Genomic DNA, 14,191 nt, shown 5'->3' with positions numbered 1-14,191 from the left:
GGACTACCTACTGGATGGTCTTTGCCCAGCGTTCGGCGAGATCGCCCTGCTTTTCGTTCACAAAATCCCAGTCCCATGTCAGGATCTTGGACATGGCCTCGCCCGATACCGGAACATCGGCCTTCAGGTCGTCCGGAATGACAACCTTCGAATTGGTCGGTGACACAAAGAATTCCTTGGCCATCAGCGTCTGAACTTCCGGCGACAGAAGGTAATTCGCATATTCATAGGCGAGCTCCTTTTCCGGGCCGTTCTTCAGGATGCTGATGGTCTGGTCGAACATGATCATGCCTTCTTCCGGCACGATGCAGTCGACCGGCAGTCCCTGCTTGCGCAGGCGCGCGATCTCGCCGAAATCGAAGGGCGCTACCACGATCTCTCCGGCTGAAAGCGCCGTCGAGAGGTTGAAGTCGACCTGCACGACCTGGCCGAGCTTGGCCAGCGCATCGAAGCCGGCATCGACATCGTACTGGTCCTTGCCGAACAGCTTGGAAGCGAGCAGCAGCTCCATCTTGCCGGCGCTGTTGGCGAAATTGTAGAGGCCGATGCGGCCCTTGAATTCCTCGTTGGTCCACAGGTCTTTCCAGGCCTTTGGCGGCGTCTTTATCATGTCGGTGCGGTAGCCGATGCCGATCGGCGAGATCGCGCCGGTGGCGCCAAAACCGTCGGCGACCTGCGCCAGCGGGTAGAGGTCGTTGTAGTTGGGCATCTTGGCGAGATCGAGCTTCTCGAAGAAACCTTCCTTGCGCAGGCCCGATGCAAAGACCTCATTGGTCATGATGACCGAGTAGGGCGGCTTGTCGGCGCCGGCGGCACGAAGATTGGCGCCGAAGACGCGGCCGTTGCCGACATCCAGCGTCACCTTGGCGCCGGAGGCTTTTTCGAAATCGGGCGCGACGGTGGAGCGCCAGAACTGTTCCCACACGCCGCCCAGCGTCGGCACGATCAGCGTGCGTGCCTGCGCAATCGCCGGCATTCCGAGTACGCCGGCAGCGCCAAGCGCGCCCATTCCGGCCAATGTCTGTCGTCTCGTCAGTTTCGTCATGTCCAGTTCCCCTTTGTTGTTCATGTGCGTCTTGCAGTCGATGGAGAAGGTTGCGTTTGTGCCCCGCCTTGCCCTCGCCCCGTATTTCGTCAGCGGCCGAAAGCCTGCTTGGTCTTCAGGTCGATATAGTCTCCATAGCTGATCGGCTCGTATTTGGCCTGCTTGCCGTCGGCGCAGAAGGGCTCCAGGCACTTGATCAGCGTGTCTTTGCTCGGATTGACGAAGAACGGGATCGACTGCCGGCGCGAAGAGACTTTCTTCTCGCGCGGCGGATTGGCGACGCGGTGCGGCGTCGACACCCACTCGTCATTGCTCCAGCGCATGAAGGCGTCGGCGATGTTGATGACATAGGCGCCGTCGATGGAGGGCGCGTCGAGCCAGCGGCCGTCGCGGCTCTGCACCTGCAGGCCGCCCGACGAGGCTTCCGAGCGCAGGATGGTCATGAAACCGTAGTCGGTGTGAACGCCGGCGCGCAGCTGGCCGGGCAGGGGGTCTTCTTCCTGCTCGGGATAATTGATGACGCGCAGCGCCGAGAGATGGTTGTCGAAAGCCGGTTCGAAATAGTCGGCATCAAGGCCGATCGCCTGGCAGAAGATGCGGCGCAGGTGCCGCGCCAGCGTTTCCATCTCGGCGAAATAGTCGTGGAAGGCCGCTTCGATGCCTTCGGGCTGGCCGGGCCAGACATCGCCGGGCAGGCGCAGGCCGAAGTTCAGGCTTTCCTTGTAGTCGCCGGGCGTCTTGATGCCCTTGGTGGCGGCCAGCGCCTCATCGGCGATCGGCGAGAAGGAAACGCCGCCGAGCACACCGGTGCCGCGTCCGTGGCTGCGCTTATAGTCTTCCGACAGGTCGAAATAGGCACGCGCCAGATTGTAGAGCTTCATCGTCTTTTCCGGCGAAACGCCGTGGCCGGTGACGAGAAAGAAGCCGGTGTCGCGGGCAGCCGCTTCGATCTCGGCAACGACTGCTTTCGCGCCCGCCTCGTTTCGGATGAAAGGCCCGATATCGATTACCGGAATTTCCTGATCCACTGTCTGGGTCTGCGGCGCGGACTGCATGATCGCTGTCACCTTCCTGCTGATGGTATGAAATGGGAGAGGGCGAGGAAGCGAAGGCGATGCATGGCCGCTTCAGTGTGCTGAAGCAGCGAAAACGGACAGGGCGGATGACCTTGCATATGCGTCACGATGCCTTCCTCTGTGCCTTGTTCTCCGCTTTCGAACAGGAAGCGGAAACGCCGGTTGACCAAACGTTATATGTACAAACACATGTTGACAAGATCATCTGTTGTTGTCCATATCGAAATTATTCAACGGCGATTTCAACCCTGCGGGTGGTGCGATGGACGACCTTGGAGCACAGGAGCAAGCGGTTCTCGAGCTCATCGCGGCGAACCCTTTCGCCGGTCAGCAGGACATCGCCACGGCACTTGGCCTCGCCCGCTCGACGGTGGCGGCCCACATCGTGCAGCTCGTCAACAAGGGTTACATCCTCGGCCGCGGCTATGTGCTGCCGGCCTCCAAGCGCATGATCTGCATTGGCGGCGCGGTGCTCGACCGCAAGTACCACGCCAAGAAGGAACTGATCTTCGAGACGTCGAACCCGGTCGACGGCTATCGCAGCTTCGGCGGCGTCGCCCGCAACGTTGCCGAAAATCTCGTCCGCCTCGGCGTCGATATCTCCTTCGTCTCCATCGTCGGCGACGACGAGACGGGCCGCTCGCTGGTCCGCCATCTGCGCGATCTCGGCGCCGATGTCAGCCAGGTCATCACCACCACGGAACGGCCGACGGCGGAATATGCCGCGATCCTGGATCCCAAGAACGACCTTGCCCTCGGCATCGCCGACATGGAGATTTTCGATCTCTTCTCGCCCTCCTATCTCGACCGTTTCTGGCCGCATCTGGCCGCCGCGACCTGGGTGTTCATCGACTGCAACCTGCCCGCCGCAACCATCGAATCGCTTATCGCGCGCAAGCAGGGCGCCCGCTTCAAGCTGGCGGTCGATACCGTTTCGTCTCCGAAATCAGCCAAGCTTCCCAAGGATTTGAGCGGCATCGACCTGCTCTTCACCAATCATGACGAAGCCAACACGATCCTTGGCATCACCGAGCCGGAAAAGCGGCTTAAGCCCAAGGATGCAGCCGCAGCACTGCGCGCTGCCGGCGCCGGCGAGGTCATCGTCACCATGGGCGCGCATGGCTATGCCGTCGCCACCGAGGAAGGCGTCGTCACCATGCGCTCGGTGCCGGCGCGTCCGGTCGACATCACCGGCGCGGGCGATGCCATGATCGCCGGCACCATGTACCGCGTGCTTTCGGGCGATCCGACGCAGAACGCAGCACGCACCGGCGCGCTGCTCGCCACGCTGACCACCGAAAGCGAATCCAGTGTTCACCCCGATCTGTCGGCGCGCTTTCTTGCCGCCGGCATGTATCGCATCCCCGCCTGACAGGGAGACCAGAATGACCAGAGAACTCATCCGCCTCAGCGACGAAGTCGCCGCCGCCCTTAGGGAGGGCAGGCCGGTCGTTGCACTTGAATCGACCATCATCACCCACGGCATGCCTTACCCCGCCAATCTTGAAACGGCGCGCGGCGTCGAGGCCGTCGTGCGCGACAATGGTGCGGTGCCGGCGACGATCGCTGTCATCGACGGCGAACTCCGCGTCGGCCTCACCGACGCCGAACTGGAAAGCCTCGCCAAGGCCAAGGGCGTGGTGAAGGCCTCGGGGCGCGACCTAGCCGCCGTCATGGTGCGCAAGGGCTCTGCCGGCACGACCGTCTCTGCCACGATGCGGCTGGCCGACCTTGCCGGCATCTCGATCTTCGCCACCGGCGGCGTCGGCGGCGTGCATCGCGGCGCGGAAGCCACCTTCGACATTTCCGCCGATCTCACCGAACTCGGCCACACCGGCACGACGGTGGTTTGCGCCGGCGTCAAGTCGATCCTCGACATCCCGAAGACGCTGGAGTTTCTGGAAACACAGCGCGTGCCCGTCATCGCCTATGGCACCGACGATTTCCCCGCCTTCTTCACCCGTTCCAGCGGCGAGAAGGCCGACCACCGTCTCGACACCCCCGCCGAGATCGCCGAGGCGATGATCCTGCATGAGGACATGGCGTCCGGCACCGGCATCCTCATCGCCAATCCCATTCCGGAAGCCGACGCGCTCGACCCCGCCTTCATCGACGGCACGATTTCTGCTGCCGTGAAGGAAGCCGACGAGAAAGGCATTTCGCGTAAAGAACTGACGCCTTTCCTGCTCGCCCGCATCAACGAGCTTTCGCAGGGCCGCAGCCTCAAGGCCAACATCGCGCTGGTGCGCAACAACGCAGCACTCGCGGCAAGGATCGCCGTCGAACATGCGCGGCTGAAGAAGTCGGCTAAGTAATTCCATTCAATCCCGCCGGCGCCGTCCCCCGCGGGCGGTCCTGCGAACCGCCTGCCCAGGAGACAGCATGAGCGACCAGACCTTCGAGACGATCCTTTACGAAAAGGATGCCACCGACAAATTCGCGACCATCACCATCAATCGCCCCGACAAGCTCAACGCGATGAACAAGACGGTGATCCGCGAGATCGACAAGGCACTGGCTGCTGCCGTCGCCGACCCGGACGTCAACGCGCTGGTCATCACCGGCGCCGGCCGCGCCTTCTCCTCCGGCTATGACCTGCAGGGCGGCGATTTCGACGTCGATATCGATTTCTGGCGCTCCGACATGGGCGAGAATGCCGAGGCGCTGCTCAACATCTGGAAGGCGCCCATCCCCGTCATCGCCTCCATCAACGGCTATGCGCTGGCCGGCGCGCTCGAACTGATGATGTGCTGCGATCTGGCGATCGCCGCCGACAACGCCAAGTTCGGCGAACCGGAAGTGCGCCACAATTCCGGCCCGCCCGCGCTGATGATGCCCTGGCTGCTGGCCACCCGCGACGTGCGCTGGCTCATGTATACCGGCGACCTCGTCGATGCCGAGGAAGCGCTGCGCATGCACCTCATCAACAAGATCGTGCCCGCCGACCAGCTCAAGCTGAAGACCGAAAACCTCGCCCGCAAACTGGCGCGCATGCCGGTGCCGGCGCTGAAATTCACCAAGGCCTCGATCAACAACCAGCAGATGGTCGCCGGCCTGCTGCCGTCCTTCCAGTACAACATCGAAGCGATTGCCGCGCTGCATGTCACCAAGCAGGGCCGCGAATGGATGGCCAATCTCGCCAAGATGAGCCTGAAGGAATACCTCGCCTTCCGCGACGGGCCGTTCAAGGATCTGGACTGAGGTGAAGTGGGGTGGGGAACGTCGATCACCCCCACCCCTAACCCCTCCCCACAAGGGGGAGGGGAATACTGTCAAGTGTTCTCGACCCAGCCTGTCGGAATTCGGCGCAAGCGACACCGAAGTTCCCCTCCCCCTTGTGGGGAGGGGCTAGGGTGGGGGTGCTTCATATGCGATCGGCGTGCACTTGTGGGCGCTGAGGTTGGGGGAACTGAAAAACGATGGCGATGAAATCACCTGACATGACCGCCGCAATGCAGGCCCTGATGAACCCGCGCTCCGTTGCCGTCATCGGCGCCACCGAGCGAGCGGACGCTTCTTCGAGCTATGTCATGCGCAACCTCATGGCATTCGGCTTTTCCGGCACGATCATCCCGGTGCACCCCAAGGCCGAGCAGGTCTTCGGCATCCCGGCCATTCCCGCCCTCGATCGGCTCGACAAGCCCGCCGACGTTACCGTGATCGGCATCGGCGCAGCGCATGTTCTGGGCGCGCTCGAAGCGGCAGCCAAGGCCGGCACGAAGGCCGCCGTCGTGCTGGCCAGCGGCTTCGGCGAGACCGACGACGAAGGCAAGGCGCGCCAGCAGGCGCTGGTCGACATCGCTGAAAAATACGGCATGGCGATCTGCGGGCCGAACTGCCTTGGCCTGTTCAACCTTTCCAGTGGCGCGGCACTGTATTCGTCCACCCTGTCGCCGAATCTGAAGAAGGGCAGCCTGGCCCTGCTTTCCCATTCCGGCGCCAGCGCCATCGCGCTCGCCAACACCGGCCGCTTCGGCCTCAGCCACATCGTCTCGTCCGGCAACAGCGCTGCGACTGACATCCCGGATTATCTCAATTTTCTCGCTTCCGACGAGGCGACCCGCGTTGCCGGCGTCGTCATCGAGGCGATCCGCGATCCAAAAGCCTTCTCAGCGTCAATGCAGGCCATGCACGCCGCCGGCAAGCCGGTCATCGCGCTGCGCGCCGGGCGCTCTGCCAAGGGGTCTGCCGCGACCGCCGCCCATACCGGCGCGCTCGCCGCCGCCAACGAAGCCTATGAAGCCTTCTTCCGCAACAGCGGCGTCATCGAAGTGTCCGACATGGATGCTTTCGTCGAGACGGCCTCGCTCTGCCTGTCGCTGAAAGCAAAACCGCGCGCCAAGGGCGTTGCGGTGGTTGGCGTCAGCGGCGGCGGCGTCGCCCATGTTTCCGACATCGCCTCCGAGATCGGCCTGGAATTGCCCGAACTTGCCACCCAGACGAAAGCCGACCTGAAAACCTTGCTGCCGGCCTTCGCCACGCCGCAGAACCCGGTCGATACGACGGGCATCGTCTTCGCCGACGGCTCAATCTACGCCCGCGTTCTGGAAACGCTGGCCGGGGATCCCTCGATAGGCCTGATCGTCGCGTCCCAGGATGCACCGGTCGGCCTCGATGCGGACGGGGCCGCCGAATATGTCGGCATCGCCGAGGCCGTTGCAGGCTATGCGCGCAGCGCAGCAGTGCCGGCTGTCTTCATGAGCAATCTCTCATCGGGCCATCATCCCTCGATGCGCGCGGTTCTTGACGGCGTCCCGGTGCTCAACGGGACGCGCGCGGCGTTGACGGCCATCCGCAACATGGTCGAGCGGCTCGCGCCACGAGTTGCCATATCGCCCGCCATCGAACCGGCTCCCGCAGACGATCCATGGGCGAAGCGTCTCGCCGCCGGCGAAAAACTGACCGAGCGCGAAGCCAAGGAACTGCTCGCCTCCTGCGGCCTGCGGGTCACAAAGGAACGGCTTGCGACCACGACAGACGAAGCGGCCGCCGCAGCTAAAAAGATCGGCTTCCCGGTCGTGCTGAAGATCGAGTCGCCGGACATTCTGCACAAGACCGAGGCCGGTGGCGTGCGGCTGAACATCGCTTCCGAAGCCGAAGCGAGGCAGGCTTTCGAGACCATCATGGCGTCGGCGCGCGCCTATGCGCCCAAGGCTGAACTGCGCGGCGTCGTGGTGCAGGAAATGGCCGGTCGCGGCGTCGAGGCGCTGGTCGGGCTGGTGCGGCATGAACCCTTTGGGCTTGGCATCGTCGTCGGTGTCGGCGGCGTGCTGGTGGAACTGGTCAAGGATGCCGCCTTCGACCTCCTGCCCATCGACCGGTCAGCCGCCGAAGCCCTGATCGACCGCACGCGCCTCGGCCATCTGCTCGCCGGCCATCGCGGCGCGCTGGCAGCCGACCGCGAAGCGCTGGTGGATGCCATGCTGGCGCTGTCCCGCTTCGCCGACCGCTACGGCCCTCTGGTCGAGGCGGTCGACCTCAATCCGGTCGTGGTGTTCGCCAAAGGCGAGGGCGCCTGCGCGCTCGATGCGCTGGTGATTGCACGGTAGGCGGCAGCCTTGGATTTGGGGGAAAGAATTTTATCCGATTTCCACCCAACCTATTGATTTCGCTCACCCCACATATTTTTTCACACCCGATTTATCCCCCTCATTCTCATCCCCCGCATAATCCCCGTATCGCTCCTGCGGGACCGGGTCTGGAACCGGGATCAAGGGGGAGTGGCGGTGACCTCCCGCCCTGGTGTGGTAGCCAGGGACCCGAGGGCCCGACACAGGCCGGCGTGGAACGAGCACGGCGCAAATGCCACTGCCCAAAACCATGCGGAGAACCCGCGGCGTCTTGTCCATGGAATGTACATGGAGCGGGCGTTGTGACCGGCCGACTTCGGGACAGACACCGAGCGGGGCGCGGAAGCTGCGCCACGTACTAAACACTAGGAAGGCACGGCCAGGCGCCCCGCTTCCCGATCTTTGACAATGGCCAGACGGTGAAAACCGGGCGTGGCGATGAACAGGTGCGTCCTTCGAGGCTCGCTAACGCTCGCACCTCAGGATGAGGGAGGGTGTGCCGGCAGAAGCCTACATTCTGAAATGCACTTACACCTCAGGATCAGGATCATGGGCGCCAGCCTCCCTCATCCTGAGGTGCGAGCACTAGCGAGCCTCGAAGGACGCACCTAAGCGGCGACCTCTCCAACGGAAGGCGAAGCTGCAGCAGCGTCGACTTTCACCACCAGCGCCGCGCGCTTCTTCTCATAACGCTCCACCGCCGCCAGCTTGACGTGACCAAAGCCGCGCACCTCGTCCGGCAGCTTTGCGAGCTCGATCGCGACTGTACGGTTGTTCGCGGACAACTTTCCCGCCAAATCCTCCACCATGGCAAAATAGTCGGCGATCAGCTGCCGTTCCATGCGGCGTTCCTCGGTGCGGCCGAACGGGTCCAGCCGTGTACCGCGCAGCCCCTTGAACCGCGCCAGCAGACCGAACACCGGCCCCATCCATGCCCCGAAGGCGATCTTGCCGGGATGGCCGGTGCGCGGATCGATGCGCGAGATCATCGGCGGTGCGAGGTGGTATTTCAGCGTAAAATCGCCTTCGAACTGTTCAGCCAGTTTTTGCGCGAAGGAGCGGTCGCGGTGCAGTCGGGCGACCTCGTATTCGTCCTTATAGGCCATCAGCTTGAACGCCCCATGCGCGACCGCCAGGCCGAAATCGGCATCAGCCTTGCGGACCTTTTCGACCAGTGCCCGGTAGCGCCCGGCATAGGCGGTGTCCTGATAGGCGGTGAGGAATTCGGCGCGCCGCGCCACGATTTCATCGAGCGTCTCCGGCTTTGCCGCTTCCGGCCCGACATGCGCGGCCTTCGACACCGCGTCCGCATCGACCGCCGCGCGCCGGCCCCAGCCGAAGGCCGCGCGGTTCATGGCAACACCTGCGCCGTTCATCTCGATAGCCTTGTCGATTGCAGCAAGGCTGATCGGCACCAGCCCGCGTTGCCAGGCATTGCCGAGCAGGAACATGTTGGCGGCAATCGCGTCGCCAAGCAGCGCCGTGCCAAGCTTGGTGGCCGAGACCAGCGTCAGCGCGTTCTCGCCGGCTGCCTGCCGAAGCTGCTTCAGCGTCGCCTCCTGCCGGAAGTCGATGGTGGTGTTCTTCACGAAGGAGGCGGTCGGCGCGAAATGGTCGTCCAGCACCAGTTTGGTGCGGCCATTGGCGACGGTGGCGAGTGAGCCGGCCGACGCCGCCACGACGATGTCAAAGCCGAGGATCAGGTCGGATTCGCCCGGGCCGATGCGGATGGTGTTAAGCGATGCGGGATCGCGCGCCAGCCTTATATGCGAGGTCACCGCGCCGTTCTTCTGCGCCAGTCCGGTCTGGTCGAGCGTGAGCAGGCCGAGCCCGTCGAGATGTGCTGCCTGCGAGAGGATGGCGCTGACGGTGATGACACCGGTGCCGCCGATACCGGCGAGCAGCATGTTGTAGGGCCGGTCGATTGCCGGCAGAGCAGGCATCGGCAGGTCGGAGAAATCGGCTTCCCTCGCCTTGCCTTTCGGCTTGCGCACCTGCCCACCCTCGACCGTCACGAAGCTCGGGCAAAAGCCCTTGATGCAGGAGAGATCGGTGTTGCAGCTCGACTGATTGATGGCGCGCTTGCGGCCGAATTCCGTTTCCTTCGGCTCGATCGAGATGCAGTTGGAAACGGCCGAGCAATCGCCGCAGCCCTCGCAGACAAGCTCGTTGATGAAGGCGCGCTTGGGCGAAACGGGAAAGGCGCCGCGCTTGCGCCGGCGGCGCTTTTCCGCCGCGCAAACCTGGTCGAAGACCAGCACGGTGACACCCTCGATCTCGCGCAATTCGCGCTGGGCGGCGTCGAGTTCGTCGCGGTGATAGATGGTGACGCCGCGCGGCAGCACGCCCTCCCAGGCTTCCGGCTTTTCGGAGACGACGACGACGCGTTTCGCGCCTTCCGCCAGCACCTGATCGACGATGCCGGGCACCGTCACCTCGCCGTCATGGCGCTGGCCGCCGGTCATGGCGACGGCATCGTTGTAGAGGATCTTGTAGGTGGCGTTGACCTTTGCCGCGATCGCCGCGCGGATCGCCAGCAGGCCGGAATGGAAATAGGTGCCGTCGCCCATATTGACGAAGATGTGCTTCTCGTCGGTGAAGGGCGACAGTCCGATCCAGGCGCCGCCTTCGCCGCCCATCTGCGTGAAGGTCGAGGTGTTGCGATCCTCGACGCCGATCACCATCATGTGGCAGCCGATGCCGGTCGAGGCGCGGCTGCCCTTGGGCACGACGGTGGAAATCGAATGCGGGCAGCCCGAGCAGAAATAGGCCTCGCGCTTCAGCGCGATCGCCTCGGCGGGAACGGCTGCCGCGATCTCTTCGATGCGGCTCGCATTGGCGGCCAGCGCCTTGTCCGGCTTGCCGAGGCGCGACATCACCGCCCGTGCGACCGCGACAGAATTGATCTCGCCGATCGACGGCAGCAGCGGTGCACCCTTCTCGTCGGCCTTGCCGACGACGCGCGGGCGGCGCTCAGTCGGCATGTTGAACAGCAGCGACTTGATCTGCTCTTCGATCACCGGCCGCTTTTCCTCGACCACCAGAATCTCGTCCAGACCGTCGGCAAAAGCGCGCAGGCCTTCCGGCTCCAGCGGCCAGACCAGCCCGACCTTGTAGAGGCGGATGCCGAGAGCCGAAGCGCGCTTTTCGTCGATGCCGAGGGCGGAGAGCGCGCCGAGCAGGTCGAGCCAGGATTTTCCGGTCGAGACGATGCCGAGCCGCGCCTTGCTGCCACCATTGGTGACGCGGTCGATGCCGTTGGCGCGGGCGAAGGCGTGCACGGCCTCCAGCTTGTGCTCCAGCCGCCGCTCCATCGCATGCGGGCCGTCCGGCCAGCGCAGCGACAGCCCGTCGCCGGGCAGCACGAGGTCGGGCATGACGATCGAAAGCCCGTCCGGCGCGACGTCCACGGTCGCCGTGCATTCGACGATTTCGGTCTGGCATTTGAAGCCGACCCAGGCGCCGGAATAGCGGCTCATCGCCCAACCGTAGAGGCCGTAGTCGATATATTCCCCGACGCCGCCCGGCGACAGCATCGGCACCATCGCCGAGATCAGATTGTGCTCGCTCTGATGCGCCAGTGTGGAGGAGACGGCGCCGTGGTCGTCGCCGGCCAGCAGCAGCACGCCGCCATGGCGGTCGGTGCCGACGGCGTTGGCGTGGCGGATGACGTCTATCGAGCGGTCGACGCCCGGTCCCTTGCCGTACCACATGGAAAAAACGCCATCGTAGCGCGCACCGGGAAACATGCCGGTCTGCTGCGTGCCCCACACGGCGGTGGCGGCCATGTCCTCGTTCAGGCCGGGATGGAAGACGACATGATTGGCCTTCAGATACTTGCCGGCACGCGCCATCTCGCGGTCGAAACCGGCCAGCGGCGAGCCGCGATAGCCGGAGACATAGCCGGCGGTGTTGAGGCCGGCGGCAAGGTCTCGCTGGCGCTGCATCATCGGCAGGCGCACCAGCGCCTGCGTGCCCGAAACGAGGATGCGTCCGTGCTCCAGCGCGTAGCGGTCGTCGAGGCTTACCCCTTCCCCTATTGGCGAGGGCGCTTTGTCATGTTGCGTGGCTGAAACGGTGGCTACGGACATGGTTTGCTCCGTCAGGCGGAAGGATCGGGTGGCGCGATGTCGAAGACGCGCCCGCGATTGAGGATGTTGTTCGGGTCGAAAGCGGTCTTCAGCCGCCGCATCGCTGCGAGTTCGGCGTCGCTGCGAACAAGCGGCAGCCACCGCTTCTTGTCGAGGCCGATGCCGTGCTCGGCCGATACGCCGCCGCCGGCAGCGGCGACGCCGCGATAGATGATGTCGTATGCGGTGGCCGGGTCGGCAGTGAGCACCTGATAGTGCAGATTGCCGTCGCCGAGATGACCGAAGACATAGATGTCGGCGCTGGCATCGATGGCGCGGATCGCGCTTTCGGTTTGCGCGAGAAACGCCTTCATACGCGCCAGCGGCAGGCTGACATCGACGCCAATCAGCCCCTTCATTGCGAACAGGAAGGGATTGACGCTTTCGCGTACCGCCCAAAGCGCATGGAATTCGCGCGGCGATTGCGAAACGACCACGTCACTGACGATGCCGTCTTCCACGGCCTGCATCAGCACCTCGGCGAAGCGCTCGCCGTCACGATCCGGCTCGTTGCCCTGGATCTCGGTCAGCACATAGACCGGCGAGCCGGCGGGCAATGGCGCGGGTGCTGCCATGCTGGGTATCATGTCGTCATAGAGCGGTGCGAAATTCACCTCATAGGCCGAAAGCAGCGGCCCAAGCTTCTGGCGCAGCAGGCCAAGCAGTGCGATTGCGGCCTCGAATGAGGGCAGCGCGCAAAACGCATTGACCTCCGAAAGCGGCTTGGGATGCAACCTGAGTGCGGCGCGGGTGACGACGCCGAGCGTGCCTTCGGTGCCGATGAAAAGCTGGTTGAGGTCGTAGCCGGAATTGTCTTTCGGCAGGCCTTTCAGCGAGGTCAGCACGCTGCCGTCGGCCAGCACTGCCTCCAGCCCCAGAACCTGGGCGCGATACATGCCGTAGCGCAGCACGCGAATGCCGCCGGCATTGGTGGCGATGTTGCCGCCGACAGTGGCCGAGCCGCGCGCGCCGATATCGACGCCGAACATCAGGCCGGCATTGTCGGCGGCCTCTTGGACGGCCTGCATTGTCGCGCCAGCCTGCGTGGTAATAGTTGCAGCCTCGCGATCCGGGTCACCGAGCCCCGTCATGCGCTCGAGCGACAGCACCACTTCGCCGGGCTGCACGCGTGCCGAACCCGCAAGCCCGGTGCGTCCGCCTTGCACGACGACAGGCTGGCCGAGACGATTGCAGGCGGCCATCGCCATAGCCACGGCCTCGGTATCGCGCGGACGCAGGACAATTTGGGGCAATGCGCCGAGCTTGCCGTCGGGATCGTCACGGTAACGCTCGTCAACGGCCGGGCCGGCAAGAATGCCGCCCGCGTCGAGCTTGCCGTCTAGTTCGGACAGAAGCCGATCGCCTTCGAAACTCATGAACGTCAGCAACCGCGCTGAAGGGAGAAGGTTTCGACCGGCCGGCTGCCGCCCTGCGAACGTTCGTAACCACGCGCCAAAAAGACCCGACGAAATGCCTGACTGGACACGCTTGCCACCTGTTGAAACCGCTATCGATCAACCATATTCTCGGGTGGCTATTTGTCAAACCTATATTCATTAAAAAGATATGGCTTTCCGCGCCGCTTCGTGGCATCCATCACAAAGCCAAGGGACGGAGCATATGATCCTCAAATACGATGAAGTCGTGCGGTCGGGGGTGGCCAAGCAGGTCGCCGACAACATCCGCGCGGCCATTCTGGATGGCAGGCTCAAGATCGACGAGCGCCTGCCGACCGAGGAAGAACTGGCAAAAAGCTTCGGCATTTCCCGGCCGACAGTGCGCGAGGCACTCAAGCGCCTTGCCGCGGAGAATCTCATCCGCTCAAGGCGTGGCCCGACCGGCGGCAATTTCGTCACGCGGCCCGATCCCGAAGGACTTTCCGCAGCCATCACCGGCGCTGCCACGCTGCTGGTCGGCATCGGCGCTTTCGACATCGACGAGATCATCACCGCACGCCTCGAAACCGAGACGATCTGCTGCCGGCTGGCTGCTGCCAATCGCACGGATGCCGATATCGAGGCGCTCGAATCGGAAATCCGCGTCCAGCTCGATGAGACCATTTCCGATGAAGCCTTCTGCGCTTCCGACGTGCGCTTCCACCGCGCGCTGGTGAATTCGGCCGGCAACGGCCCGCTCAATCTGATGATGTACACGGTGGTCGAGGCCTTCATGCCGATCACCAACATGATCGTTTCGCGGGTGCGCGATCGGCGCGCCGTCGCCGGCTTCCACAAGCAGCTGGCGTCGGCCATCAGAAACCGTGATGCGGTAAAGGCAACGGAGGCGCTTGCCGCCATGCTCGCCTATCTGCGCGACAACTATTCCACCAGTCTCGAACGGCGCGAGCGCGCCTTGGCCGCCCGCGCCTGA

Annotated in this window: 9 protein-coding genes; 5 read left to right on the top strand and 4 right to left on the bottom strand. The window is 64.1% G+C overall.

Going from position 1 to position 14,191, the window contains the following annotated elements:
- Nucleotides 1–7 precede the first annotated feature (7 nt).
- Entirely contained in the window at nucleotides 8–1,045 is a 1,038-nt protein-coding gene (locus DZG07_RS01495) for an ABC transporter substrate-binding protein (protein WP_119821293.1), read from the bottom strand.
- 89 nt (nucleotides 1,046–1,134) lie between these two features.
- Entirely contained in the window at nucleotides 1,135–2,100 is a 966-nt protein-coding gene (locus tag DZG07_RS01490) for a 2OG-Fe(II) oxygenase family protein (RefSeq protein WP_119813751.1), read from the bottom strand.
- Between the two features lie 283 nt (nucleotides 2,101–2,383).
- Here DZG07_RS01490 and DZG07_RS01485 point away from each other — a divergent pair, with 283 nt between their 5' ends.
- The 4 genes from DZG07_RS01485 to DZG07_RS01470 all read left to right on the top strand — a co-directional run bounded on the left by DZG07_RS01485 (nucleotide 2,384) and on the right by DZG07_RS01470 (nucleotide 7,670).
- The gene (locus DZG07_RS01485; RefSeq protein ID WP_091911417.1) at nucleotides 2,384–3,493 is read left to right on the top strand and encodes a carbohydrate kinase; all 1,110 of its coding nucleotides are present in this window, start codon (nucleotides 2,384–2,386) and stop codon (nucleotides 3,491–3,493) included.
- Nucleotides 3,494–3,506: 13 nt separating this feature from the next.
- Nucleotides 3,507–4,436, top strand: coding sequence for a pseudouridine-5'-phosphate glycosidase (locus DZG07_RS01480; protein WP_119813749.1), 930 nt, complete (start codon nucleotides 3,507–3,509; stop codon nucleotides 4,434–4,436).
- A 67-nt stretch (nucleotides 4,437–4,503) separates the two neighbouring features.
- Entirely contained in the window at nucleotides 4,504–5,322 is an 819-nt protein-coding gene (locus DZG07_RS01475; RefSeq protein ID WP_091911413.1) for an enoyl-CoA hydratase/isomerase family protein, read from the top strand.
- Between the two features lie 224 nt (nucleotides 5,323–5,546).
- Entirely contained in the window at nucleotides 5,547–7,670 is a 2,124-nt protein-coding gene (locus DZG07_RS01470; protein WP_245429564.1) for an acetate--CoA ligase, read from the top strand.
- Nucleotides 7,671–8,299: 629 nt separating this feature from the next.
- On the opposite strand, the gene DZG07_RS01465 is transcribed toward DZG07_RS01470, so the two are convergent.
- Both DZG07_RS01465 and DZG07_RS01460 read right to left on the bottom strand, forming a co-directional pair.
- Nucleotides 8,300–11,782: an indolepyruvate ferredoxin oxidoreductase family protein gene (locus DZG07_RS01465; protein ID WP_119813745.1), complete on the bottom strand. Its 3,483-nt coding sequence runs from the start codon at nucleotides 11,780–11,782 to the stop codon at nucleotides 8,300–8,302.
- A gap of 11 nt (nucleotides 11,783–11,793) precedes the next feature.
- Entirely contained in the window at nucleotides 11,794–13,197 is a 1,404-nt protein-coding gene (locus tag DZG07_RS01460; protein WP_119821291.1) for an FAD-binding oxidoreductase, read from the bottom strand.
- Nucleotides 13,198–13,441: 244 nt separating this feature from the next.
- On the opposite strand from DZG07_RS01460, the gene DZG07_RS01455 reads away from it, so the two are divergent.
- A complete protein-coding gene (locus DZG07_RS01455) occupies nucleotides 13,442–14,191 on the top strand; it encodes a FadR/GntR family transcriptional regulator (protein WP_119813743.1) in 750 nt (249 codons plus the stop codon).

Origin of the sequence: Mesorhizobium sp. DCY119 (assembly GCF_003590645.1) — a bacterium.
GTDB lineage: Bacteria > Pseudomonadota > Alphaproteobacteria > Rhizobiales > Rhizobiaceae > Mesorhizobium_M.
Note: the sequence above shows the minus strand (reverse complement) of the source record. Positions and strands in the feature narration are given on the sequence as shown.

Bases quoted from the DNA above. Each gene is read 5' to 3' on its own strand.
- DZG07_RS01495 (WP_119821293.1), bottom strand. From the start codon at position 1,045: ATGACGAAACTGACGAGACGACAGACATTGGCCGGAATGGGCGCGCTT.
- DZG07_RS01490 (WP_119813751.1), bottom strand. From the start codon at position 2,100: ATGCAGTCCGCGCCGCAGACCCAGACAGTGGATCAGGAAATTCCGGTA.
- DZG07_RS01485 (WP_091911417.1), top strand. From the start codon at position 2,384: ATGGACGACCTTGGAGCACAGGAGCAAGCGGTTCTCGAGCTCATCGCG.
- DZG07_RS01480 (WP_119813749.1), top strand. From the start codon at position 3,507: ATGACCAGAGAACTCATCCGCCTCAGCGACGAAGTCGCCGCCGCCCTT.
- DZG07_RS01475 (WP_091911413.1), top strand. From the start codon at position 4,504: ATGAGCGACCAGACCTTCGAGACGATCCTTTACGAAAAGGATGCCACC.
- DZG07_RS01470 (WP_245429564.1), top strand. From the start codon at position 5,547: ATGAAATCACCTGACATGACCGCCGCAATGCAGGCCCTGATGAACCCG.
- DZG07_RS01465 (WP_119813745.1), bottom strand. From the start codon at position 11,782: ATGTCCGTAGCCACCGTTTCAGCCACGCAACATGACAAAGCGCCCTCG.
- DZG07_RS01460 (WP_119821291.1), bottom strand. From the start codon at position 13,197: ATGAGTTTCGAAGGCGATCGGCTTCTGTCCGAACTAGACGGCAAGCTC.
- DZG07_RS01455 (WP_119813743.1), top strand. From the start codon at position 13,442: ATGATCCTCAAATACGATGAAGTCGTGCGGTCGGGGGTGGCCAAGCAG.